We start from the raw sequence: 23,874 nt of genomic DNA on the forward strand, positions 1-23,874 counted from the left end.
GCTATTTGGCTCGCTCGCGGCGGTGTCTTCCGGCTCCGCAACCCTAGATTTTAAGGAGAAACATATGGAAATCGTCATTGGTTTTCGCGAAACTACCCGTGATCTGATTTTGGAAACGGATGCTTCGGTTGAGGAATTGCGCACGCTTGTCGATGCGAGCCTCGGTGGAGAAGGTAAGCCCTTGCGTATCATCGCGAAGAAGAACCGCGAGGTAACTATCCCCGCCGATGCTATTGCTTTTGTGGAAATCCGCGAACAAGATACCCGGCGGGTGGGCTTCGGTCTCTAAGAGGTTTGTCGCGGGGGCATCTAGCCGGAAAACTCCGGGAAAGAGCAGCTCGGCACCGGGCGGAGTTGTGATGAGCGGGAGGTCGCAGCGCTCAGGCCGGGTTAGTGCCGTAGAATAGCCGGGAACCTGTGATCGTCTGCGCCACCTGTTTCTCGCTCCGGCTGGAGTGCGTTTCCAGCTCAAACCGGGTGTTTCCTACATGAGCTGGAACGTTTCCTGCATGAAGCGGGATATAGGTGCGGCACGGCCAGGCGTGATTGATATGGGTAGCTGCCCGGTCGCTGGGGATTGTCGCGACCGGCTGCTACATCGGGTGGTGCGCTCGGTCGCCAGTGTGTAATCGGCTGATGTGGCATGTATCGCAATCGCTGCGCCCACCCCTAGCTCGTGCGCGTTCGCGCACGCAGAAAGGACAGCATATGGCTTCCGGAGTGATTGATTCCTCCCGCGCCCATGAACCAACCGACACCTCCCCCGCTGCCGATATCACCGGCACGGGTGAAGGCCTTGAAACCAAGTCTTTCGCAGATTTCGGAGTTTCCGAACCCATCGTTCGTGCCCTGGAAGAGCACGGTATTACCCATCCTTTCCCGATTCAGGCACTCACGCTCCCCGTTGCCCTGACCGGTCATGACATTATCGGGCAGGCAAAAACCGGCACCGGTAAAACTCTCGGTTTCGGCATCCCGCTCCTCGAGGTATCGGTGGGGCCGGGGGAAGAAGGCTGGGAAGCTATTCGCCCAGCCGATCAGGGTAAACCCCAGGCACTCGTCGTGCTACCCACCCGTGAACTGGCCAAACAGGTTGCTTTGGAGCTGCGTAACGCCGCCGCCCACCGCAGCTTGCGTATCGTCGATATTTACGGAGGGCGCGCCTATGAGCCCCAGCAAGAAGCGCTGGCTAAAGGCGTGGAAATTGTGGTGGGTACCCCTGGTCGTATCATTGACCTCATGAAACACGGCACTCTCGTGCTCAGCCACGTTCGTACCGTGGTTCTTGACGAGGCCGATGAGATGCTTGACCTCGGTTTTTTGGACGACGTCGAAAAAATCCTCTCCGCCGTTCCACCTACCCGCCACACCATGCTCTTCTCCGCGACCATGCCCGGTCCCGTCATTACCATGGCACGCCGTTACATGACGAAACCGACGCATATTCGCGCCCATACTCCCGGCGATGATAGCGCCACCGTCAAAAATATTCGCCAGGTTGCCTACCGCGTCCACGCTCTCAATAAAGACGAGGTGGTTTCGCGTATTCTCCAGGCCCGGGGCCGGGATCGCTCCATTATTTTCTGCCGTACCAAACGCAATGCGGCCCGCCTTGCCGACACCTTACGCGAGCGTGGATTCGCGGTGGGTTCCCTGCACGGGGATTTGGGCCAGGGGGCCCGGGAACAAACTTTGCGGGCTTTCCGTAAAGGCAAGATTGACGTATTGGTGGCCACTGATGTGGCCGCCCGCGGTATCGACGTAGACGATGTCACCCATGTCATCAACTACCAGTGCCCCGAAGATGAAAAGATCTATATTCACCGCATTGGCCGTACTGGTCGGGCCGGAAACAAGGGGACCGCGGTGACTTTCGTGGATTGGGAAGATATGCCCCGCTGGTCGCTGATCAGCAAACAGCTCAATCTCGGAATGGCAGATCCGGTGGAAACGTATCACACTTCCGATCACCTCTATATCGATCTTGATATTCCCACCGATGCCGGCCCCACTCTCCCGGAATCGCAGCGTGTTCTAGCTGGTTTGGATGCCGAAGAAATTGAGGATCTGGGTGAAACTGGCCATTCGCGAGGTGGGCGCGGGAATTCCCGGCGTCACTCGGCGCACCGCGGCCAGCGGGCGCGGGGCGGGACGCAGCGTTCGTCTTCCGCTCGTAAATCGCGCCGTGCCAAGTCCACCGCCACGAAAACAGAGGAGCGCTCGGGTGCCGGGCGTCGTCGTACCGAAGAAAAAGAGCAGCGCAGCGCTTCGGGACGCACCCGGCGGCGGCTCGGAACCCCGCGCACGCAGGCCGAAACTCCCGCGGCTAGCGAGCAGGCAGGAACGCAGCGGCGGCGTCGTAAACTCTCCCGCAAACTGGACTAAAGCGGATTAACAAACACGGCGGGCGTCTCCGGAAACATTCGGAAGACGCCCGCCGAGTTTTAAGACGAGCTTTAAGACCTGTGCGGAAAAGAAAACCTAGGCGGCGCCCGGCCACACAGATACCGCTCCGGCAATAATGAGCTGCACCGAGATCGCGGCTAGCAGCATACCGGCAATACGGGTGAGAAATACCGTGCCGCCTTCGCCCAGGAGGCGGTGCATGGGCGAAGCGAAACGCAAAACCACCCATTCAATAATGTGCAGCAAAATAAAGGCGGCGATAATCGCGAGGATCCCGCCCAGAGAATCGCCGGATTCCTCCACTTTAATCATGATGGCGACGATCGCTCCGGGACCGGCCAGTAGCGGAATCCCCATGGGAACCAGGGCGATATTCACCGAGGAAGCCTTCGCCTCTTCTTCTTGCGGATTGGATTCGTCCTGCATGAGCTGGAGCGCGACGAGTAACAGCAAGATACCGCCCGAAATCTGCATGGCGGCGGTGGTAATACCCAGCAAATCCAGAATGTATTTACCGAAAATCGCGAAAATCGCCAGCACAATCGCGGAGGTGAGAACAGACTGCCAGGCCGCGCGATTGCGTTCCTTATTGGTATTCCGCGCGGTGAGCGCGATGAAAACCGGGAGGTTGCCCAGCGGGTCAGCGATGACGAACAGGGTCATGAAGGTGGACAAGAAGATCGTGACATCAAAGACGGCCACGGGGCAGTACCTCCTGATTCTCCCCGGCGACCAGGTCCTCCACATCCGCAGGAGCGGTTTTACACCGAGCCGGACTTATAACGACACCATCCTAAGACATCCCCGCGATAATCGAAAAGATATCCTGAGAGTTTTCACGGCCGTACCCGCACCAGTTAGGAATGGTGCTCGCGAGTACCCGGCTCCCGCCGGAACGCTACGGCAGTGAAGCGCGTTCTAACCTAGCACAGGCAACGCGGTGCCGTCGACCAGCTCGGCGATAATATCCGCGCTCGTGGTGTACTGCCCGAGCCGATTCGTTTTCCCGCTCCCGTGATAATCACTCGCCCCGAAACCGCGCAGCTGCAACCGCGCGGCAATCCGTTCCAGGCCCGGCACCAGCTCCGGATCATTTTCGGGGTGGCGTAGCTCCACCCCGAAAAGCCCGGCCGCGGCCATCTCATCAAAAGCGCGTTCGGGAACCACTTTGTTACGCGCCGGCGCTACCGGGTGGGCCAGCACCGCTTTGCCGCCCGCCGCTGTAATCATTCTGATTGCCTCGCATGCCTGCGGCACATAGTGGGACACATAATACGGCCCGCGCACGGAAAGATAGTAGGTAAAAGCCGCGCTCCGGGTGGGAACGACGCCGGCCGCTACCAGAGCATCGGCAATATGGGGCCGCCCAACGGTAGCCCCCGGAGGTGTCTGAGCCACCACATCATCCCAGGTGATGGGGACATCCGCGCTGAGTTTGTCCACGATAGCCCGGGTTCGCGTCAGCCGAGATGCCCGCGTGGTCGCGATATGTTCCTGAATAGCACGATCCTCCGGATCGAAAAGATAGCCGAGGATATGGCAGGTGATCCCTTCCCATTTGGTAGATAGCTCCATGCCGCGGATAAGTACGACGCCGCAGGAGGCCGCCGCAGCGGCGGCCTCCTCCCATCCGACCACCGTATCGTGGTCGGTGAGCGCAATTCCGGCCAGACCGATACGCCCGGCTTCCTCCACGAGTTCGCGTGGAGTGACCGTGGAATCGGAGGCGGTGGAATGAGTGTGGGTATCAACAGCCATGCCCTCCAGCTTAGTCGGGTTTTTACTAGGGCTTTTTATGTCGGCAAAGGGTGCGATAATGGACGGTATGACTACCAAGGGACAGCACGATCAGGATACTGCGCAGCAAAACTTGCGCGCCCGCGGAAATAACCGTTCTCAGCAGCCCAGTAACCTCGAATTTCGGGAGTTCATGGGTTCGGATTGGGGCCCGCGGCCCGAACCGGCACCGCGCACGGAAGTGGCAGATTATTTGCCGGCACGCCACGCCGCTCTTTCTGCGCTATTCCCGGGTGAACGGCTAGTTATCCCCGCCGGGGAAACAAAAGTTCGCGCTAATGACACCGATTACCGCTTCCGTGCTCACTCAGCTTTCTCGCATATGACGGGTCTGGGCGGGGAACAGGAACCGGGCGCGGTCCTTGTTTTCAACCCGCGGGAAGAAGGCGGACACGATGTCACCCTGTACTTCTACCCGCGCGCCTCGCGTTCCTCGGAGGAGTTTTATTCGGATCCGGCCCACGGAGAATTCTGGGTGGGGGCCCGTCCTTCCCTGGAGGAAGTGAGCCGTGCCACCGGCTTGGCCACTGATTCTCTCGATAACCTACCCGATGCCCTCGCGAAGGATCTCGGGGAAGGCCAGGTGAGTCTCCGGATTCTCGCGGAAGCTTCGGAGCAGCTCACCGCGCAAGTAAACGATTTGCGTGCCGCGGCCGGGCTCTCCCAAGATGCCGCTCAAGATATGGAGCTGGCCCAGGCCCTCTCCGAACTTCGCCTCATTAAAGATGATTTCGAGGTCCGGGAAATGCGCAAAGCGGTGGCGGCTACCTATTCCGGTTTCGATGAGATTATTCGCAACCTGCCGCGTGCGATTGCCCACCATCGCGGGGAGCGCGTGGTGGAAGGGGCGTTCTTCGCCCGCGCCCGCGAAGAAGGTAACGGCCTGGGGTACGACACCATCGCCGCCTCCGGTAACCATGCCAATACCCTTCATTGGATGACGAACGACGGCGAAGTTCGCGATGGCGATCTTATCCTCGTGGATGCCGGGGTGGAACTCGATTCTCTCTACACCGCGGATATCACCCGCACTCTCCCGGTCAACGGCACTTTCACGGAAAACCAGGCGGAGGTCTATAACGCTGTGCTCGAGGCCGCTGAGCGAGCCTTGGAAGTGGCCGGTACTCCCGGTGTGAAATTCAAGGATGTGCATGCCGCCGCCATGGAAGTTATTGCCGCTTACCTAGAAAAGTGGGGCATGCTCCCGGGCACCGCAGCCCAGTCCCTGGCTCCCGAAGGTCAGTATCACCGGCGTTGGATGCCGCACGGCACCTCCCATCACCTCGGCTTGGATGTGCATGATTGCGCGGCCGCCCGCCGGGATATGTACCTGGATGCGGAGCTGAAACCGGGGATGGTCTTCACAATCGAACCCGGCCTCTACTTCCGCGAAGATGATCTCAAGGTTCCCGAGCGTTTCCGCGGTATCGGGGTGCGCATCGAAGATGACATTCTCATCACGGAAAACGGCGCCGAGCGCCTCTCGGAAGATATACCGCGGACCATTGCCGATATCGAAGAATGGTTCACGCGGGTGCAGCGCTGATGAAAACCTCGCAAAATTCTCGCGTTTTTATTGGGCGGCTGGCCGGTACCCCCGTCTACGATCCCATTGGCGACCAGGTGGGTACCGTCCATGATGTCGTCGTGGTGTTCCGCGTCAAAGGGGTACCTTCCGCGGTCGGGCTCACCATTGATGTGGTGGGGCGGCGCCGGGTCTTTCTGCCCATTACTCGCGTCACCTCCATCGCCAACGGCCAGGTCATCATTACGGGTGTGCTCAATATGCGGCGCTTCCAGCAACGCAGTTCGGAAACACTCGTCATGGCTCAGCTCATTGACCGCGAGGTGGTGGTCCGGGAAACCGGCATCCGCATGAGCGTCGTGGATGCGGCCATTGAGCCGCTGCGCGGGCGCGAATGGGGGCTCACCCAGGTGTATGTGCGTGGAATCGGCACGAATTCCCGCCATTCTGAAATCCTCAAGGTGAGTGAGGTGGCTGGTCTCTCCACGGCGAGCCACACCCAGGGTGCCGCTTCCATCGTCTCCCAGCTGGTGGATCTCAAGCCCTGGGATATCGCGGAAATTTTGCGTGATTTACCTGAAGAGCGTATGCAATCGGTCGCCCGCGAGCTCACGGACGAAAAGCTCGCGGACGTCCTGGAAGAACTCGGTGATGAGGACCGCGTGACGGTGCTGGCAGGTTTGGATGTGGAACGTGCCGGTGACGTTTTGGACGTGATGCAGCCCGACGACGCGGCCGACCTCATGGCCGATCTGCCCTCGGAAACAGCAGCGATCCTCCTCGACTCCATGAGTGAAGGCGAAGCGCAAGATGTGCGCCGCCTCCTCACCTATGATGAGCGCACCGCCGGTGGTCTCATGACCCCCAACCCGGTGATCCTCGGTCCGGATGACACGGTGGCCCAGGCCCTGGCCGCGGCATCCCGCCCGGATATTCCCCCGGCCCTGGCCGCGGTGGCTTTCGTATGCCGCCCGCCTTTGGAAACCCCCACGGGGCGGTATTTAGGTGCGGTACATATCCAGCGGGCGCTGCGCGAACCTCCCACCACGATGCTCGGTTCTATTCTGGATCGGAATACCGAAGGCGTGGATCCGGAAGCCCCCATCGGTTCGGTCACTCGAGAATTGGCAACCTATAACCTCACCGCAGTCCCGGTGGTGGATCAGGGACTCCTCCTCGGGGCAGTCTCCGTTGACGACGTGCTCGACCATCTCCTCCCCGAGGATTGGCGTGATATGGATGATTCCTGGGAGGGCGCTGATGCTGAGGAAAGGCCCGTAGGCTCCCCCGCCGCATCCACGACGAACGAGGTGAACCGTGGCTAATGATTTCAATGAACCGCTCGAACGGCGCAGCCGCTTGTTTCGGCGCCGCCGGCGCAAAGATCCGGAAGCTGCCGGGCGTGCCGCGGAAAGCATTGCCCGTTTCCAAGGCACCGCAAGTTTCCTGGTTTACTTGACTATTTTCGTGGTGGCGTGGCTGGCGTGGAACACCATGGCCCCCGAAAAATGGCAATTCGATTCAGCCGAATTCGGTTTCACAGCGCTTACGCTCATGCTCTCCTTACAGGCATCTTACGCCTCGCCCCTCATCCTGCTGGCCCAGAACCGCCAGGATGCCCGAGACAAGGTGAGCGCCGAACAGGACCGCCAGCGCGCTGATCGTAACCTGGCGGATACCGAATACCTCATGCGTGAAATTGCCGGCTTGCGCGATGCGGTCGGCGATATGGCCACCCGCGACTTTGTGCGTTCAGAATTGCGCGATTTACTCCACGAGCTTGATGACCGCAATATCGATCGCGCCGCCGAACGCGAAGAACGCATCCGTGAACTGCAAGAAGAACTCGATGCGGTCAAGGCCCAGCGCGAAGCACGCGATGTTCCCGTTGATCCGGGAGACGACCACGCCCGCGCCGCACTCGACCTTGACCGCACTAGGGAGGAGCCCGGTGCCCACGAGTGATCCTGTTTCCGATTCGGTGCCGCACTCACCCGCGGCCCCTCCCCTCACCAAGGATCGGGTTCTGGAAGCCCTCTCCGGGGTTATCGACCCGGAATTACGCCACCCGATTACCGAACTGGATATGATTCACGGGCTGCGGGTGAGCCCGGAGGGTGCCGTCACCCTGACGGTGCTTCTCACCACCGTGCACTGCCCGCGCCAAGACGTGATCGAACGGGAGGTACGCGAGGCCATCGCCGCGCTCGCAGGCGTGGGAACCATTACTATCACGATGGGTGCCATGACCCCGCTCCAGGTGCAACACCTGCAGCAGAAGCTGCGTGGCGGGCGCACCACGCGGGAAATTTCTTTCGCGCGCCCCGATTCGCCCACCCGCGTTATCGCGGTGGCCTCCGGGAAAGGCGGAGTAGGAAAATCCTCGATAGCCGCGAACCTCGCGGTTGCGCTGGCCGCCACCGGCCAGCGCGTGGGCCTCATCGATGCCGACATTTACGGTTTTTCCATTCCGGGGATGATGGGAGTGGATACTCCCGCCCAACAGCTCAACGGCATGATCATTCCCCCGGTCGCGCACGGCGTGAAAGTCATGTCCATCGGTATGTTTGTGCCGGGTAACACCCCGGTGGTCTGGCGCGGCCCCATGCTCCACAAAGCCCTCGAACAATTCTTCGCGGACGTGTACTGGGGGGATCTTGATTATGTTTTCCTCGATTTGCCGCCCGGGACGGGCGACGTCGCTATTTCATTGGCACAGATGCTGCCACGCGCGGATATCCTCGTTGTAACGACGCCGCAAACAGCTGCCGCGGACGTGGCTGAACGGGCCGGTGCAGTTTCTAAGCAAACGGAGCAGACGGTTATCGGCGTCGTCGAAAATATGTCCTATCTGGAACTACCGGACGGAACAAAAAATACTATTTTTGGTTCCGGTGGCGGACAGCTCGTCGCCACGAACCTCAGCGCAACGCTCGGGTATCCGGTTGAGCTCCTCGCCCAGATTCCGCTGGAGCCGGCGCTGCGGGAGGGCTGCGATGCCGGAACGCCATTCGTCCTTGATATGGTGGACTCCCCCGCGCGTGATATGCTGCGCGCCCTCGCGGCACGTATCCACGAGCTACCGCGGCGCGCATTTCCCGCGGAATGACACCGCACACTATGATAGAAACACTGCTGCGCACGATCCCTGTTATGGAGGAGGCTTATGTCCGATCGGACCCTGGCGTGGACATACGCTGAAGATGCCGTTATCGAAGGAGATATTACCCGGGCGGCCCGCGCCACCGCCGCTGAATTCTCTATCCGGTGCGTGAGTCCGGCCTGCGGCAACTTCCTCACGGTGCTGGCTGCCTGCGCGAAAGTGACCAACGCGGTGGAAATCGGGACGGGCAGCGGAGTGTCCGGTCTTTACCTGCTGCGCGCCGGGGATATTCACCTGACCACGATTGACGTGGAGTCCGAAGCTCAACATGTGGCACGTTCGCTCTTCGCCCGAGCCGGGGCCCGCCCCGGGAAAGTACGCATTATTAACGGGCGCAGTGCTGATATTTTGCCGCGGCTGGCGGCCCACTCCTACGATATGGTGCTTGTCGACGGCGATCCTCTTGAGGCGGCCGGTGACTGCGAAGAAGCTTTGCGGATTTTGCGACCCGGGGGCCTCCTGGTGGTGGCTGGCGCTCTCCAGGGCGGTAAGGTCGCTGACCCAGCGCGCCGCGAAGAACCCGTGGTGGCGATTCGCCATCTCATCAAGGCGCTTATGCAAGCCGAAGAACTCGATACCAGCCTGGTGCCTCTGGGCGATGGTGTGCTGGTCTGCCGGTTGCGCTAACCGGGCGATTCTTCGTTTACACAGATTTTTTGGCCGGTAGCCGGCTGCTAGTTAGCTGATAGCGCTGGCTAGTTGGCCGGTAGCCGGTTAATTTGCTGGGGTAGCCGGCTGGCTAGCCGCCCGCCTTGTCGCCGCGGTGCTCAGGTATGCAAGCGCGCATGTATCCGGGGGCCGCGCCTGCCGGCTGGCCCCCGGATCGGTAGTAGATGCAGATACGTCGGTGGTGGTTACTTCTCCACGCTTGCGAGAGCTTCTTTGAGACTCACGCATTCTTCATCGTTGAGTTCCAGGACGAGGCGTCCGCCGCCATCCACCGGGATGCGGACCACGATTCCGCGTGCTTCACGTTCGACTTCCAGCGGCCCATCACCCGTGCGTGGCTTCATAGCTGCCATAGTGGTTTCCTTCCTGTTCGCCGCAACTATGCGACTAACGTCACCCCTAATTCTACTAGAAGTCTGCCACCTGTTCGCGGCGAGCTTGTCGCGTGGCTTGTTCGGCAGTGAGAGACCTCTGACCTGCGATAAGAGCGTCGACAGCTTCGCGGGCGGTATCCACCACGGTAAAAATGTTCGGATCTGCGGGCGAAATCATACCTTCACTCACCAGGCGCCCGCGGATCCACTCCACGAGACCACCCCAGAAGTCGCTGCCCACCAGCACCACCGGGAATCCGGCGACTTTCCCTGTTTGTACCAGGGTGAGGGCTTCGAATAGTTCATCGAGGGTACCGAAACCACCGGGGAGGACCACGAAACCTTGAGAGTACTTAAGGAACATTGTTTTACGCACGAAGAAATACCGGAATTCAATGCCGAGATTGACGTATTCGTTGAGCCCCTGTTCGTGCGGGAGTTCAATTCCCAGGCCGATGGAGAGGCCGTCATTCGCTGCGGCGCCTTTATTAGCGGCTTCCATGATCCCCGGCCCGCCACCGGTAATAATCCCGAAGCCCTGCTGGCTAAGAATATTGGCTGCTTCTTCGGCCACCCGGTAGTAACGTGACTGGCGCGCGATGCGAGCGGATCCAAAAATCGAAACGCAGGGTGGCACGTGGGCGAGCGCCCCGAATCCTTCCACGAATTCGGATTGGATGCGCAGTACTCGCCACGGGTCGCTGAGGGTCCAGTCCCCGTTGCTCTGGTTGGAGAGCAGCTTGGTATCCGCGGTGACGGGCGGAATCTGGGTGCCGCGCCGGGTTTGTGCCCCGCGCCGATAGTCGCGTGTATTCATGGTTTCTATTGTCCTTCGCTACCTACGCGCCTTCCACTCCGCTACGCGGAGCGGAAAACTACCTGAGCTCGGCCAGCCCGGCCGCGTCCAGACCGTCAACGGCTTTTTTGACATCCTGAGCTTTATCGCGGGTGGTCACTAGCAGAGCGCTTCCGGTATCAATAACGACGGCGCCCGGTACTCCCACCACAACAATGGGCTTCGCTGAGCTGTACACCAGAGAAGCCGGCGCATCAACAGTGAGCACCGGAGCCCCCGTGCTTCCTGGGACACGCTGGGCGGTGAGCTCCCCGGCGGGGATACCCTCGGCGAGGGAATCGTAATCCCCCACATCGGACCAGCCCATATCTGCGGGAACCACGGCCACCCGGCCGGCAGCAGCTGCCGGTTCGGCTACCGCCCGGTCAATAACTTCTTTCGGGATCGACGCCCATATGGCTTCTACCTGGGGAGATTGCTGAACCGAGTCCAGATCCCACAGCTGGGCAAGCTGGCGCAGCGGGGCGGCAATATCAGGGCGGTAGTCGGTGAGCATATCCATAAGCGTGGCCGCCCGCACCACGAAAATACCGGCGTTCCAGTAGTATCCCCCCTGCGCGAGATAACGCGCGGCAGTTTCCGCATCCGGTTTTTCCACGAATTGTTCTACCTGCACGGCAAAGGCATTGGCCTCAAGAGGTTCACCGGGGAGTGCCCCGCCCGCGCGGATATAGCCGAATCCGGTGGCCGGCCCGGTTGGAGTAATCCCGAGGGTAACAAGATAACCGCGGGAGGCCGCCTCCAGCGCGCCGCGCACGGCCCCGGTGAAGGCCGCGGTATTGGAGATACGATGATCAGCCGCGAAGGAACCGACCAGCGCATCCGGATCGGCGCGGTGGGCGAGCGCCGCGGCAAGACCGATGGCGGCCATCGTGCCGCGCGGGCTCGGCTCAACTACATAGTGAAGGGGCGTCGTAATATCGGCTAGTTGCTCACGGACGGCCGCGGCATGCGCGGTGCCGGTCACGGTATAGATACTGGATGCTAGCGGGGCAAGCCGGGTCACCGTATCGTGAATCATGGTGTGCCCCGAACCGAAATCAACCAGGAACTTCGGGTGGCTGGCCCGCGAGAGCGGCCACAGCCGTGAGCCGGCTCCCCCGGCGGGAATAATCGCATGGAATGTCACGCCTAGCTGTCCTTTCGCTGCGAGCGGGCGAGTTCGCGCTGTCCGCTCACGTAGTGTGCGCGAGCTTCTTCAGCTTTGAGCTGCGCCTCGCGCGCCTTTGATTCTAGCTTTTCGGCCCTACGGCGGGCCAGGTTACCGGCCAGGCCGCCCCATTCGGGGAGATCTTCTTCCTCAGTACCGATGGCGTTATCCGGTTCGGGAAGGAGGGAGCCGGTGATGGGATCATGGGGCCACGCGAGTGTTTCCGGAACGGAGAGGGTGACGTAATTGGGCGTGGTGGTGGCCCGCAGTTCTTCCGGATCTTGCGGCACGTAGACCCGCGGCGGGTTGGCCATATAGGCCGAGACCATGAGCACAATGCGCGAGGCGAGGTTGAGCCACAGCAGCAGGGTGGCGATGGCGGCAAAGGGCGCGAGGAGCGGGTTTCCGGACACACTGGATACCGCGGAGGTTCCCGCTACCCGAATGAGGGAGAGCAGGATCGCGCCGAGGGCCGCCCCCGTGATGAAATCGCGGCGGGGTACCCGGATCCCGGAGGTGAACCGGATAATGAACATGATGACAAGCGCGTCCACGGTGGCCGCGAGCAGGAAGACCGCGATTTTGGTTCCGAATTGCACGAATGCCCCGTCCATTCCTACACGGGTAAGGAGCATGGTTCCTACCGAACCAACGAGGGAGCCGATAATCGCGGAGGTAAGAATCCCCAGGGCAAGCACCACGAATCCGGCGAGGCGGAAGAGGATGCTGACCACCCCATTTTCGACCCGCTGATTCACCCCGAACATGGCACCGATAGCGGTGGAGAGCCCGGCCATAATAGACATGGCCGTCCACAGCAGCACCGCACCCGCGATGATGGTCGCCACTACCGAGGTTCCCGAGAGGATGAGGTCATCGGGATTGATGAGCCCTTCCCCGGAAGAATCCTGGAGAATGCCAGGTAGGGCCGCATTGACGGCATCCACCACAGTTTCCCGCAGCTGCGCATTTCTGCCGAGGGTGGCCATAAAGACGGTCCAGGAAATGGTGAGAGCCGCGGTGATAGCGAAAAGTGCCGAGTAGGCGATTCCACCGGCGAGCAGGCCCCCGCGGGCCTTTCCGTAGCGCCCCAGCCCCCGCATGATGCGCGTGCCTTGCACCCATTCGGCCAGAGCTTTTCCTTTATGGACGACGCCGGCTATTGCGCTTTCCGCACCCCGTTCCCCACCGGGTGCACCGTGCCGGGCGGCTTGCCGCCCCTGCCGGTCCACGCCGAGAGCTCGAGAGACACCGGCAATCATGGAGTTCTGCTTTGTCACATAGCCATCGTACGTGAGGTCTACGACAAAAACAGAAGTTTTTGATTCCTCAACGGTCCTGAACGGTACAAACAGTGCACCTAGAGCTGGTAGTCCACCGTGAGCGGGGCGTGGTCGGACCAGCGCTCCGCATAGGAGGATGCTCGCCCGATAGTGAAAGATTGCGCGGTGGCGGCAAGCGCCGGGCTGGCCATATGGTAGTCGATACGCCAGCCTACGTTGTTGTCAAAAGCTTTGCCGCGCTGGCTCCACCAGGTGTAGGGGCCTTTGCCCTCATGCCCACTGCGTTCCAGCAACGCGCGTTGCACATCCACCCAGGGCCCACCGAACCACCGGTCCAGGTAGGCGATTTCATCGTCGAGTACCCCGGAGGTACGGTTGTGGTTGGATTTCCAGTTCTCAATATCAGCTTCGGTGTGGACGATATTGAAGTCCCCGGCAACTAGGGTGCGGGCGGCCGGGTCAAATTGCGCTAGGCGGGCACTCACCCGCTCAAGATGCGCGTATTTTGCCGCCATTTTTTCCGGATTATCCGCCACTCCCGAATGCAGGTAGGCGCTCACCACCCGCAGCTGGAGATCCGGGAGTTCCACTTCAAGCCAGCGCCCGCTATCCACCGGCGCTTCGGACCCAACAGGTTCTCCATCGGCTCCCACGCCCAGGTGATCCCGCACTTCGCCCACGCCCGTACCTTCGCGCACCGCCACCGCGACCCCGGCCCGGCCTTTGAGTTCGGAAACGGCCGTGTAAACCTGGTAGCCGGTGCCCGCGAAAATATCTGCGGTGATATCCGCGGGGGCACGCACTTCTTGAAGCAGCACGACATCCGCCGCGGTGGCCTCCAGCCACGCCGCAATTCCTTTTCGCGCGGCCGCGCGGATCCCGTTGACGTTAACAGTGCTGATCCGCATCTCATTCCCCTTTGTATCCGGCCCCGGAATGATCCGAGGCGCCTGGTTCTGTTGCGTGCTGCTGCGCCAGGTAGCGTTCAGCCATATCGACGACGTTGCTGAGCAGCATGACACGGGTCATCGGACCGACCCCACCGGGATTAGGTGATACCCAGGCCGCAGATTCGCGCACGCCCGGATCCACATCCCCACGGGTGCGCCAGGTACCTTCCGCGGTGCGCTCCCGAGTTACTCCCACATCAACAACGACAGCGCCGGGCGCCACCCATTCCGAACGGACGAAACCAGCCTGGCCCACCGCGGCGATAATGACATCAGCGCGCCGGCATAGCTCGGGAATATTCGGGGTGCCGGTATGGCAGAGCGTGACGGTGGCGTTAATATTCTTCCGAGTGAGAAGGAGACCAATGGTTCTTCCCACCGTGATGCCGCGCCCGAGGACCACCACGTGTTTGCCGGCAAGGTTGAGCCCGTGGCGTTCGATCAGCTCCACGATGCCGGCCGGGGTGCAGGGCAGCGGGGAGGTGAGCTGCCCGCTCACGCCCGCTACCAGGCGCCCGAGGTTGATCGGGTGAAGCCCATCCGCATCCTTATCAGGATCGATCACTTCGATAAGGCGGGATTCGGGCAAGCCTGCCGGGAGCGGGAGCTGGAGAATATAGCCGGTACAGGCAGGATTGGCATTGAGATCGCGGAGTGCATCGGCTACTTCCGCGGCGCTGGCACTAGCAGGCAGCTCCACCTGCAAGGAAGCGATGCCCACTTCTGCGCAATCGCGGTGCTTGCCGCGCACGTACGCCGCGGAAGCCGGGTCATCACCCACCAGCACTGTTCCGAGCCCGGGTGTGTAACCGCGAGCGCGCAGAGCTTCCACCCGCACCCTCAGTTCATCTTTAATAGCGGCGGCGACGGCGCGCCCGTCCAGAAGTTGCGCTGCCATTACTGCCCTTCCCCGTTCCGGATGGCCCCAATTTGGTCCAGACCGGCGTACAGCGGGAAGCGGTCCGCGAGCGCGCGTACCCGGGCGCGCAGCTCCTCTACCGGCGCGGCGTGCCCACCGATGAGGGCGCGGGCGATAATATCGGCAACTTCCGTGAATTCTTCCGGGCCGAAACCGCGGGTGGCCAGCGCCGGGGTACCGATGCGCAACCCGGAGGTGACGAAAGGTGGGCGCGGATCATAGGGAACCCCGTTGCGGTTGACGGTGATGCCGATGCTCCCCAGCAGGTCCTCCCCTTCCCGACCGTTGATCGCGGCATTGCGCAGATCCACGAGGACCAGGTGGACATCAGTGCCCCCGGAAATAATCGAGATACCTGCCTGAGCCACATCTGCTTCCGTGAGCCGGGCGGCCAAGATCTGTGCGCCTTCCAGGGTGCGGAGCTGACGCTGGCGGAATTCTTCCGTGGCTGCATACCCGAGAGCCACCGCTTTCGCGGCAACCACGTGCATGAGCGGGCCGCCTTGGTTGCCGGGGAATACCGCGGAATTGAGCTTCTTGCCGTATTCCTCCCCACGCGCGGACAGGATCATCCCCGAGCGGGGCCCACCCAGAGTTTTGTGAATGGTGGTGGTAACCACATCCGAATACGGGAGGGGGTTGGGGTGCAGCCCTGCGGCCACGAGGCCGGCGAAATGGGCCATATCCGTCCACAACACGGCACCAACTTCATCAGCAATGGAGCGGAAGGCCGCGAAATCCAGCTGCCGCGGGTAGGCGGACCACCCGGCGATAATCATGGCGGGGCGTTCGCGCAGCGCGGTTTCCCGCACCTCATCCATATCGAGAAGATAGGTTTCCGGGTTCACGTGGTAGGCGGCCACATCGTAATTGCGCCCGGAGAAATTGAGTTTCATACCGTGGGTGAGATGCCCGCCCTGATCGAGGGCCATGCCCAGTACTTTCGCACCCGGTTTCACCATCGCGTGATAGACAGCGGCATTCGCCGAGGCACCCGAATGCGGTTGCACATTGGCGTAATCCGCCCCGAAGAGGCTTTTTGCCCGCTCTATGGCGAGAGTTTCGGCCTTATCCACCCATGCGCAACCACCGTAGTAGCGCCGCCCGGGATAGCCTTCCGCGTACTTATTGGTGAGAACAGAGCCTTGGGCTTGCATAACCGCGCGGGAAACGAAGTTTTCCGACGCGATCATTTCCAAGCCTTCTTGCTGACGCCGCAATTCCCCGGTGAGAATTGCGGCAACTTCCGGGTCCGCCACGGCCAAAGGTTCATCCAGTGGTGTACTCATGTCTCTCCTCCACACCTTCCACGCCTTCGCTGTTAGGTCGACAGTCTACCGCGGGGTTACGACACAAAAATTGTGGCGCAGCTTTCCGGGACCACGCGGGGCGTCGCGGCGTCGTCGTGCTCAAGGCCGGTGGGAACATAGCCGCGGCGCACGGAAAAGCGGGCGGCTCAGGAAATCTTGGGGGCGCTCAGGTCCGCGCGGGAGAGATCCGCGGCGGGGCTCTTGGTGATGAGTTTGTGGCCCCACCACAGGCCGAAGAACAGCGGCAATCCGATATAGGAGGAGAGCAGGTCGAGGGCTCCACCACCGGAGGTAATAATGAGGTAGCTCTGCCCCACGATCACCACCGCGCACATCACCAGCGCCACAATGGGGCCGGCCGGGTAGAAACGCGCCTTGAAGGGGAGTTCGTCGAGGCTACGGCCCTGGGCGATAAAAGCGCGCCGGAAATTGTAATGGCTCCACGCGATACCCATCCAGGTGATAAAACCGGCCAAGCCGGAGGCGTTGACGAGCCAGGCGTAAGCTTTGCCGTCGCCCATAAAGGAGGAGATGAAGCAGGCGGTAGCCACCAGAATCGTGATGATCATGGCGTTGAGCGGGACGCCGCGGCGGGTCAGGCGCGCCAGGAATTTCGGGGCGCTGCCCTGCTCGGCGAGCGCAAAAAGCATGCGGGTGGAGACATACAGGCCGGAATTACCGGCCGATAGCACCGCGGTAAGAATAACGGCGTTCATGACGGCGGCCGCGAAAGCCACCCCGGCGCGCTCAAACACCAGGGTGAAGGGCGAGACCGCAATATCGGAAATATCGGTGCGCAGCAGGTTCGGGTCGCTATAGGCCACCAGGGTGCCCACCACCACGATGGCGCCGATGTAGAAGATGAGGATGCGCCAGAAAATTGTGCGGGTGGCACGCGGAACCGTGGTGGCGGGGTCGCGAGCCTCCCCCGCGGCGATCCCCACCATTTCGGTGCCCTGGAAGGAGAAACCGGCCACCATGAAAACCGCGAGGATTCCTGCTCCGCCGTTGACGAAAGGTGCCTCGCCTTCCGTCCAGTGAGCCAGTCCCGGGCTCGCCCCGAAAACACCGGCAATCATGAGGAGCCCCACCGCGATAAAGGCGAGAACCGTCACCACTTTAATAAGAGCGAACCAGAATTCACCTTCCCCGTAGGTGCGCACCGAGAGCGCGTTGAGCAAAATGAGCAGGGCCAGGAAGATCGCAGACCACACCCAGCCGGGCGTATCCGGATACCAGTACTTCATCACGAGCGCCGCGGCGGAAAGCTCTGCGGCCACGGTAATCGCCCAGTTGTACCAGTAGTTCCAGCCGGTGGCGAAACCGAAAGAGGGCGAAACGAAACGCCGCCCGTATTCTTCGAAGGACCCGGCCACCGGAAGGTAGGCCGCCATCTCCCCCAGCGATTGCATGAGGAGGTAGACCATCATGCCGATGAGCCCGTAGGCCACCAGGGCTCCGCCCGGACCGGCTTGGCTGATTGTTTCTCCGGAGGCCACGAAAAGCCCGGTGCCAATCGCCCCGCCCACCGCGATCATGGTGAGGTGGCGGGCGTGCAGGCCGCGCTGCAGCTGCGGCTCGGCGGATTGTTCCGATTGCTCGGACGGCCCGGTCTGCTCGGATTGTCCAGCTTGCTGTGGTGCCACGTTTTCTCAGCTCCTTCATCGCGGCGCCTCGCCCCGTGCGGGCTCCGCTCCCCGCGGTGGCCGTGCCACCGCCTCAGTGCTTCGTTCGTACCGGCACACGGTAGTGTACGCCAGCGGTGGCGCGCCACTGCTTCTCAGAGCGTGAACCGCGGGTCTATTTCCGGCCACTTCGGGGTGTAGTTACGGCCAGGAGCTGGGTGTAGCGCGGTTTAGGCGCGGTTTATCGGGTGGGTGCGGCCCGGTGCGGCGCACCGGTGTTCTGGTATTCGATAAGAACGACGGCGCTGGCCACGTTCCCATCGTGACTCATCGAAACATGAATATTGACACTCCCCAGGGTTTTATGAACCGCCCCGGCTATCGGTGCCCCGAGGATAATCGCCGGGCGCCCCCAGCGGTCATTGGTGACCTCGATGGCGTCCCAATGCCCCTCGGGCAGTACCGGTTGGGAGCCGTAAAGAGCCGCCGACCACGCTTTAATAAAGGCCTCTTTGGCGGCCCACCGGGCCGCCAGGTGCGGGGCGAGTTCCGCGGCCGGAATAACGGTCTCGAATCCGGCATCTTCCGCGGCCGGGGTGGCGAAAGCTCCGGCGGCCTCGGTGCGGGTGTGGCGCTGGGCCCGGCGAATCGCGTAGCGCATTTCCCGCGCGGTAAAAACGTTGCGGAAGCGGGAGCCGGGTAGATCCAGCTGCTGGGCGAAGGCATCGATTGCGACGGTATCGGTTCCAATTCCGGCGATCACCGCGTGCTCCTTCCTGGTGACGTATCCGTGTGGCCAGCTCAAAGCCAAAGCGGCGCCGTCGTTCCCCGTGACTTTCGCTCCCGCGTAACTATTCCCTTTTATGGTAAACGAGGCCACCGCTTCCTGTCTGCTCGTCCCGAATTTCGCTGTCCCTCTACCATTCCCCGCTGAGCTGGAGAAAGATAGTACCTATGGCATCGATAGAGACAACCGGCATCGAAATAGTCGACGATAGTGAGCGCACCGCGAAACCCCGGCATCTTTTCCTGCCGTGGTTCGCCTCGAATATCTCCGTTTTTGGGATGAGTTACGGGGCGTGGGTGCTTGGATTTGGTATTTCTTTCCCGCAGGCGCTGGCTATCACGGTCATCGCCGTGATTCTTTCCTTCGCTATCTGCGGGGTCATCGCGCTGGGCGGCAAACGCGGCTCGGTGCCTACGATGGTCATGTCCCGGGCGGCTTTCGGGGTGAACGGCGCGAAAGTTCCGGGCATTATTTCCTGGCTGACGTCCATCGGCTGGGAAACGTCGCTGGCCATTACCGCAGTTCTGGCCACCAACACGGTGCTCGCGCGGCTGGGCTGGGCCGGGGAAGATTCCACCACGGTCAAAGTGGTAGCGGCAGCGATTGTTGCCACCCTCATCGTGCTGGGCGCGGTGGCCGGCTACCACATTATTATGAAAATGCAGGCGGTTCTCACCTGGATCACCGGCATCACCACCATTATCTATATCATTTTAGTTTTCCCGCATCTCGACGCCGGCGCGCTCTTCTCCCACTCGTCCGGCTCGGTGGCGGCCATGCTCGGCGCTTTCGTCATGGTGCTCACCGGCATGGGCCTGGGCTGGGTGAATATCGCGGCGGATTGGTCACGCTACCAAAGCCGGCAGGCGCGCGGGAGCCACATTATTTTCTGGAATACCCTGGGTGGTTCCCTCGGCCCGGTGGTGCTCATTAGTTTCGGCCTTATGCTCGCCGGTTCAGATGACGCCCTCTCCGACGCCATCGGCGCTGATCCTGTAGGCGCGTTGGCCACGATCCTGCCTACCTGGTTCCTTCTCCCCTTCCTCCTCACCGCGATTCTTTCGCTGCTGTCGGGCGCGATTAACGGTATCTATTCTTCGGGGCTCACGCTCCTCACCCTGGGGATTCGGATTCCACGACCCCTCGCCTCCCTCATCGACGGCGTTATCCTCACCGTGGGAACCGTGTACGTCACCTTCTTCTCACCCACGTTTATCGGTCCCTTCCAGTCCTTCCTGGTCACCTTGGGGGTGCCGCTTGCCGCGTGGACCGGCATCATGATGGCGGATATTACGTTGCGCAAGCGTGATTACGACGACGCCGCACTCTTCTCCCCCACCGGCCGCTACGGCAACTACAACGTGACCTCGCTGGCCATCTTGGCGGTGTGTTGTGTGATCGGCTGGGGTTTGGTCGTCAACGGCTTCTCCGATGCCCCCTTCAATGATTGGCAGGGCTACCTCCTCCCCCTCATCGGCGGGGTGGACGGGCCGCTCGGTTCGGGCAACATTGGCGTGATCCTGGCTCTCATCATCGGTTTCGTGGCCTACTACGCCCTGTGCGGGGCGCGGGTACGCCGCCAGGAAGTGGAGATGAACTAGCACTCCGCGTACAAAAGTGGGGCGGACATTTTGATGATGTCCGCCCCACTTTTATGATCCGATCGTTCTTGCTATCCGCAAGATTTCCCTGTTAGTACTGCTTTTTGACCACCACGACGATAGCCCAGATGGAGAAGGCAATATCCACGATGGTGGCGAGGATGAAGAGGATGAAGCCAAAGCCTACGCTGGCAACCTCAGAGAATTCAGAAAGCTTCGAAAGCGCGTTCATACTCCCGATAAAGAGCAGAATTCCGAAAAGCAAACCCACCCCGCCGGCGGTAGCCATCGTCCACTTTTTCTTCATCACCAGAGCAAGCGTGGAGAAAACAGCCGCGATGAGGTAGCAGAGAATGACCATCCACGCCGATTCTGCGTCCCCCGTAATCATACTGGCGGAAAAACCAAAGGCGGAAGCGAAAGGCAGGAAAACGCTGAGCATCGCGAGGACCTGAGCGCCGATAAGCACCGCCGGAATAATCACATTCCACTTGGAACCGCGCCCCACGGAGGCAGCCGCGAAGCCCTGGCGCATCGCACCGGCCTGCTGGGCCACCGCCGGAGCCACCCGGTTATTAACAAAATCCTTGGCGCCGGTAGCGAATTGCTTGAGGCCCTCTTTCATATCCCCCACGGAGTTATCCGGAACGCCCGGCCCGGCCACCGCGCCCTGAGCCACGGCCTCCTGGTACTCCCGCAACGTGGGTTCGCGCCCGTTATCCAGCTGGAAACGAGCCTGCCACTGTTCGGCGGTGAGGGGCTGCGGGGCCGGCTGGCCCTGGGCTTCGGCCTGGCGCTCGCGAATCCAGGAGACCAGCGCCGGGTAGCACTGCGGGTGCACCGCAATGGCATCCCATAGGTCGGGGCGCTGGGCCGCAATATCGGCAAGATCCCGCGCGGTAATCTGCGGGTCTCCCAAATTCTCAAGGGTCATCGTGCGCGGATCGTACATCATAGCCGTTCTACTTTCTCCCATAGAATTTTCGTGCCGTGCGAACCCGGACGAAAACCCGTGTAGCTACTAATAGTTTCTATGGTTAATATACGGAGTTTTCTCCTGTAGTAACAGTATCCCAGCTACCCTAGGTACGTGGAGTTTATGAAAAACTCTACAGGTACGACGGCGGGGCTCATCACGCGAGTTCCACCTTCCACGTCACCGTACTCCATCTGTGAGGAAGGACTATCCATGACTAACGGACCTGACCAGTTCCCACCGTCCACGCCGGTGCCCCCACCTCCACCTCCCCCGCCCTCCGCGCAGACGCCTGAAGATGCGGGGCTGACCCGGACTATTCCGCAGGTAGAGGACGCGCCAGCGCCTCAGCCTGAGGCCACTCCGGCGAATCCGCGCACGGTTCCCGTTCCGCCGCCTCCCCCGCAACCGGATCCGGAACCCGCGTTCTCTGCCGAGACCCCGGCAGCGGATTCACCCGCGGTGGAGAATTCACCCGCGGCAGCGGCGCCGTCGGCCCCCTCCCCAAGCGGGCCTGAACCGCACGTACCGGCCGATGCCGAGGCGGGCGCGCCCACCCGTATCGCGCTTCCGCGCATGCTTGAGGAGATTCCGAGTGCAGCCAGCGCCAGCGTTGCCCCGGATGTGGTACCGGCTCCGGGCTACCCACCTGCACCGGGCTATGCACCGCAGCCCGGATACGGTGTTCCGCCGCAGGGCTACGCACCTCCGGGCGGATACGGCACCGCGCCGAGTCCGGCGGCGGGCCCCGGGTTTCCTGGAGGAATGTACCCGGCCGCTCCGGTATCCGCGGTACCCGCGGCACCACGCCAGAAGAAATCCCATAAGAAATTGTGGATCAGCCTGGTGATTCTGCTCGTGCTCGTCGTGGCGGGAGTTATTGTTTTTAAGGTGACGGCCAGTAAATTCGCACCGGAAAAAACTGCCGAGAAATATCTTTCCGCGATTGTGGAGGGGAAGGCCAGCGCGGCGCTCGAGGTGTACGACCCGAATGTGCGTTCCGGTGAGCGCCTGCTCCTCAGCGATGAGATTTATAGCAAGGCCACCAACCGGCCCACCGATTTTGAGATCATCTCTGCCTTTAAGGCGCCTCAGGCGGGCGGGAAAGATACCGTGCATGTGAGCGCGGAATTCACCATCGACATGAAGAAGTATCCGGTTGACCTTACGCTGAGTGAACGCGGCAAGAAATTCCTGTTCTTCTCCGAATGGCAGGTCACCGATGCGCCACTGGGGACCGTGGAACTGCGTTCAGTCACACCGCAACTCAGTGTTAACGGGGTCGACGTCGATCTTTCGACCACGGTGGACCCGGCCAATAAAGGCGAACGGCTCAGCGAGTACTATTCGCTCCCCGCTTTCCCGGGGACGTATACCGTGGATGCGCAGGGCGGGGATACCTTCGTGAGCTTCGGAGAGGCACAGAGTGTATCTGTTCCCGTTATTGGCCCGGGTTCCTCGACCTCCATTGAACCGAGCTTCACCCCGGAGGTGACCGCGGAGGTACAAAAGCAGGTGAATGCCCGCTACGAGGCGTGTATGCCCGCCAATACTTTCGAGGTGAAAGAATGCCCCGAATTGAATATGAGCGATCCGGTTTTCCAGGCCGTGACGGAAATTCGGCGTTCGTGGAAGGAAGAACCCAAGGTCGAGGTGGATGCCGCCAGCGTGCGCTACGAAGATGGTGCTTACGTGGGCACCGCCAAGGTCAAGGGCAAAGCCATCATCAATTACAAGCAGCGCTACAGCGAAAAAGACCCCTGGAAGGAATCGGAATTCCCGGTCAATATTTGGGTTAATCGCACCCTGCGCTTCGAGGTGAAGGACGGGGCGATCACGGTGGATTTCTCTAAGGATAATTACGGCTGGTAAACACGGCTCCAGTTACCAAGCGCAACTGTGACTGGGCACTGCTGTTACTCAGCAAAAGAGCGGGGCGGGGTAGTTTGTCATGAACTACCCCGCCCCTTTCGGTGCCGCACAGTTCCCGGTTACCGCCGCCGCGCCTCCCTCAGTCCGCCCAGGACTCAAGAAGATTGGTTACCTCGCTTCGGATAGTTGTTTGGGAGAAGCCCTCGTCTACCTCGAGGTTTTCTATCCTCACCTGACCATCTTTTACCCGTGCCGCAACGCGGCCAATAATCCGTTCATCACACAACATTGGCATCGCGAAATATCCGAACTCACGGTTCTTCGCCGGCTTATACGCTTCGAGCCGATAGTCTTTTCCGAAAAGCTCGCGCTGGCGTGCGCGGGTCCAGATAAGCGAATCGAAAGGCGATAGCAGGGTGATGCTGCCTGTCTGCCAACTGGTGTAACGCAGTTCTTCCATGGCCCTCTCAGAGGCAAGCCACGTGGTCAAGTCCTGGGTAGTGGTGTATCTGTGTTCTCGAATCATGATTGTCATTCTCTGGTTTCGATACTAATAAGGACTGGATATCAGATACCGGTCAAGCAATAACGTCCTTCCCACTAATAGTCTT

22 protein-coding genes are annotated in these 23,874 nt (G+C 61.1%); 9 read left to right on the forward strand and 13 right to left on the reverse strand.

What is annotated here, in order from left to right:
• The first annotated feature begins 64 nt into the window (after positions 1-64).
• Together DDD64_RS05290 and DDD64_RS05295 are read left to right on the forward strand one after the other, a co-directional pair.
• Positions 65-289, forward strand: coding sequence for a DUF3107 domain-containing protein (locus DDD64_RS05290; RefSeq protein ID WP_016442984.1), 225 nt, complete (start codon positions 65-67; stop codon positions 287-289).
• Positions 290-708: 419 nt separating this feature from the next.
• Positions 709-2,385, forward strand: a complete 1,677-nt coding sequence (locus DDD64_RS05295; RefSeq protein WP_126135364.1) for a DEAD/DEAH box helicase — start codon at positions 709-711, stop codon at positions 2,383-2,385.
• A 96-nt stretch (positions 2,386-2,481) separates the two neighbouring features.
• On the opposite strand, the gene DDD64_RS05300 is transcribed toward DDD64_RS05295, so the two are convergent.
• Complete coding sequence (locus DDD64_RS05300) at positions 2,482-3,108, reverse strand: MarC family protein (RefSeq protein WP_016442986.1); 627 nt, start codon at positions 3,106-3,108, stop codon at positions 2,482-2,484.
• Positions 3,109-3,324: 216 nt separating this feature from the next.
• Complete coding sequence (locus DDD64_RS05305; protein WP_126135365.1) at positions 3,325-4,164, reverse strand: PHP domain-containing protein; 840 nt, start codon at positions 4,162-4,164, stop codon at positions 3,325-3,327.
• Positions 4,165-4,222: 58 nt separating this feature from the next.
• Between DDD64_RS05305 and DDD64_RS05310 the strand changes: the two genes are divergently transcribed.
• The 5 genes from DDD64_RS05310 to DDD64_RS05330 are packed head-to-tail and all read left to right on the forward strand — an operon-like array spanning position 4,223 to position 9,518.
• Positions 4,223-5,749 carry an aminopeptidase P family protein gene (locus DDD64_RS05310; RefSeq protein ID WP_126135366.1) on the forward strand — a complete coding sequence of 509 codons (1,527 nt, stop codon included), beginning with the start codon at positions 4,223-4,225 and terminating at the stop codon, positions 5,747-5,749.
• A complete protein-coding gene (locus DDD64_RS05315; RefSeq protein WP_126135367.1) occupies positions 5,749-7,053 on the forward strand; it encodes a magnesium transporter MgtE N-terminal domain-containing protein in 1,305 nt (434 codons plus the stop codon). The genes DDD64_RS05310 and DDD64_RS05315 overlap by 1 nt, the downstream gene beginning before the upstream one ends.
• On the forward strand, positions 7,046-7,693 hold the full coding sequence (locus tag DDD64_RS05320) for a DUF1003 domain-containing protein (RefSeq protein WP_126135368.1): 648 nt from the start codon (positions 7,046-7,048) through the stop codon (positions 7,691-7,693). The genes DDD64_RS05315 and DDD64_RS05320 overlap by 8 nt, the downstream gene beginning before the upstream one ends.
• Positions 7,680-8,837: an Mrp/NBP35 family ATP-binding protein gene (locus DDD64_RS05325; protein ID WP_016442991.1), complete on the forward strand. Its 1,158-nt coding sequence runs from the start codon at positions 7,680-7,682 to the stop codon at positions 8,835-8,837. Before DDD64_RS05320 ends, DDD64_RS05325 begins: the two co-directional genes overlap by 14 nt.
• A 57-nt stretch (positions 8,838-8,894) precedes the next feature.
• Positions 8,895-9,518, forward strand: a complete 624-nt coding sequence (locus DDD64_RS05330; RefSeq protein WP_016442992.1) for an O-methyltransferase — start codon at positions 8,895-8,897, stop codon at positions 9,516-9,518.
• Positions 9,519-9,745: 227 nt separating this feature from the next.
• Here the strand turns inward: DDD64_RS05330 and DDD64_RS05335 are convergent, their stop codons facing one another.
• The 9 genes from DDD64_RS05335 to DDD64_RS05375 form a co-directional block, all read right to left on the reverse strand.
• Positions 9,746-9,913, reverse strand: coding sequence for a DUF3117 domain-containing protein (locus DDD64_RS05335; RefSeq protein WP_016442993.1), 168 nt, complete (start codon positions 9,911-9,913; stop codon positions 9,746-9,748).
• 55 nt (positions 9,914-9,968) lie between these two features.
• A complete protein-coding gene (locus DDD64_RS05340) occupies positions 9,969-10,751 on the reverse strand; it encodes an LOG family protein (RefSeq protein WP_126135369.1) in 783 nt (260 codons plus the stop codon).
• Between the two features lie 58 nt (positions 10,752-10,809).
• Positions 10,810-11,919 carry a mannose-1-phosphate guanylyltransferase gene (locus DDD64_RS05345; RefSeq protein ID WP_126135370.1) on the reverse strand — a complete coding sequence of 370 codons (1,110 nt, stop codon included), beginning with the start codon at positions 11,917-11,919 and terminating at the stop codon, positions 10,810-10,812.
• A 2-nt stretch (positions 11,920-11,921) separates the two neighbouring features.
• Positions 11,922-13,220 carry a YihY/virulence factor BrkB family protein gene (locus DDD64_RS05350; RefSeq protein WP_241227437.1) on the reverse strand — a complete coding sequence of 433 codons (1,299 nt, stop codon included), beginning with the start codon at positions 13,218-13,220 and terminating at the stop codon, positions 11,922-11,924.
• 80 nt (positions 13,221-13,300) lie between these two features.
• Positions 13,301-14,131, reverse strand: coding sequence for an exodeoxyribonuclease III (locus DDD64_RS05355; protein ID WP_126135371.1), 831 nt, complete (start codon positions 14,129-14,131; stop codon positions 13,301-13,303).
• Between the two features lies 1 nt (position 14,132).
• Entirely contained in the window at positions 14,133-15,071 is a 939-nt protein-coding gene (locus tag DDD64_RS05360; protein WP_126135372.1) for a bifunctional methylenetetrahydrofolate dehydrogenase/methenyltetrahydrofolate cyclohydrolase, read from the reverse strand.
• Complete coding sequence (gene glyA, locus DDD64_RS05365; RefSeq protein WP_126135373.1) at positions 15,071-16,381, reverse strand: serine hydroxymethyltransferase; 1,311 nt, start codon at positions 16,379-16,381, stop codon at positions 15,071-15,073. The genes DDD64_RS05360 and glyA overlap by 1 nt, the downstream gene beginning before the upstream one ends.
• A 167-nt stretch (positions 16,382-16,548) precedes the next feature.
• A complete protein-coding gene (locus DDD64_RS05370; protein ID WP_126135374.1) occupies positions 16,549-18,048 on the reverse strand; it encodes an amino acid permease in 1,500 nt (499 codons plus the stop codon).
• Between the two features lie 220 nt (positions 18,049-18,268).
• Positions 18,269-18,790, reverse strand: coding sequence for a holo-ACP synthase (locus DDD64_RS05375; protein WP_206435388.1), 522 nt, complete (start codon positions 18,788-18,790; stop codon positions 18,269-18,271).
• Between the two features lie 191 nt (positions 18,791-18,981).
• Between DDD64_RS05375 and DDD64_RS05380 the strand changes: the two genes are divergently transcribed.
• On the forward strand, positions 18,982-20,415 hold the full coding sequence (locus DDD64_RS05380; RefSeq protein ID WP_126135375.1) for a purine-cytosine permease family protein: 1,434 nt from the start codon (positions 18,982-18,984) through the stop codon (positions 20,413-20,415).
• Positions 20,416-20,506: 91 nt separating this feature from the next.
• On the opposite strand, the gene DDD64_RS05385 is transcribed toward DDD64_RS05380, so the two are convergent.
• Positions 20,507-21,370 (reverse strand): variant leucine-rich repeat-containing protein, encoded by an 864-nt coding sequence (locus DDD64_RS05385; protein WP_126135376.1) that lies wholly within the window; start codon positions 21,368-21,370, stop codon positions 20,507-20,509.
• Between the two features lie 234 nt (positions 21,371-21,604).
• Between DDD64_RS05385 and DDD64_RS05390 the strand changes: the two genes are divergently transcribed.
• Complete coding sequence (locus DDD64_RS05390) at positions 21,605-23,263, forward strand: zinc ribbon domain-containing protein (RefSeq protein WP_126135377.1); 1,659 nt, start codon at positions 21,605-21,607, stop codon at positions 23,261-23,263.
• Positions 23,264-23,402: 139 nt separating this feature from the next.
• Here DDD64_RS05390 and DDD64_RS05395 read toward each other — a convergent pair whose 3' ends face one another.
• The gene (locus DDD64_RS05395; RefSeq protein ID WP_206435389.1) at positions 23,403-23,789 is read right to left on the reverse strand and encodes a DNA glycosylase AlkZ-like family protein; all 387 of its coding nucleotides are present in this window, start codon (positions 23,787-23,789) and stop codon (positions 23,403-23,405) included.
• Positions 23,790-23,874 lie beyond the last annotated feature (85 nt).

Source organism: Actinotignum sanguinis (assembly GCF_003957255.1).
GTDB classification, from domain to species: Bacteria; Actinomycetota; Actinomycetes; order Actinomycetales; family Actinomycetaceae; genus Actinotignum; species Actinotignum sanguinis.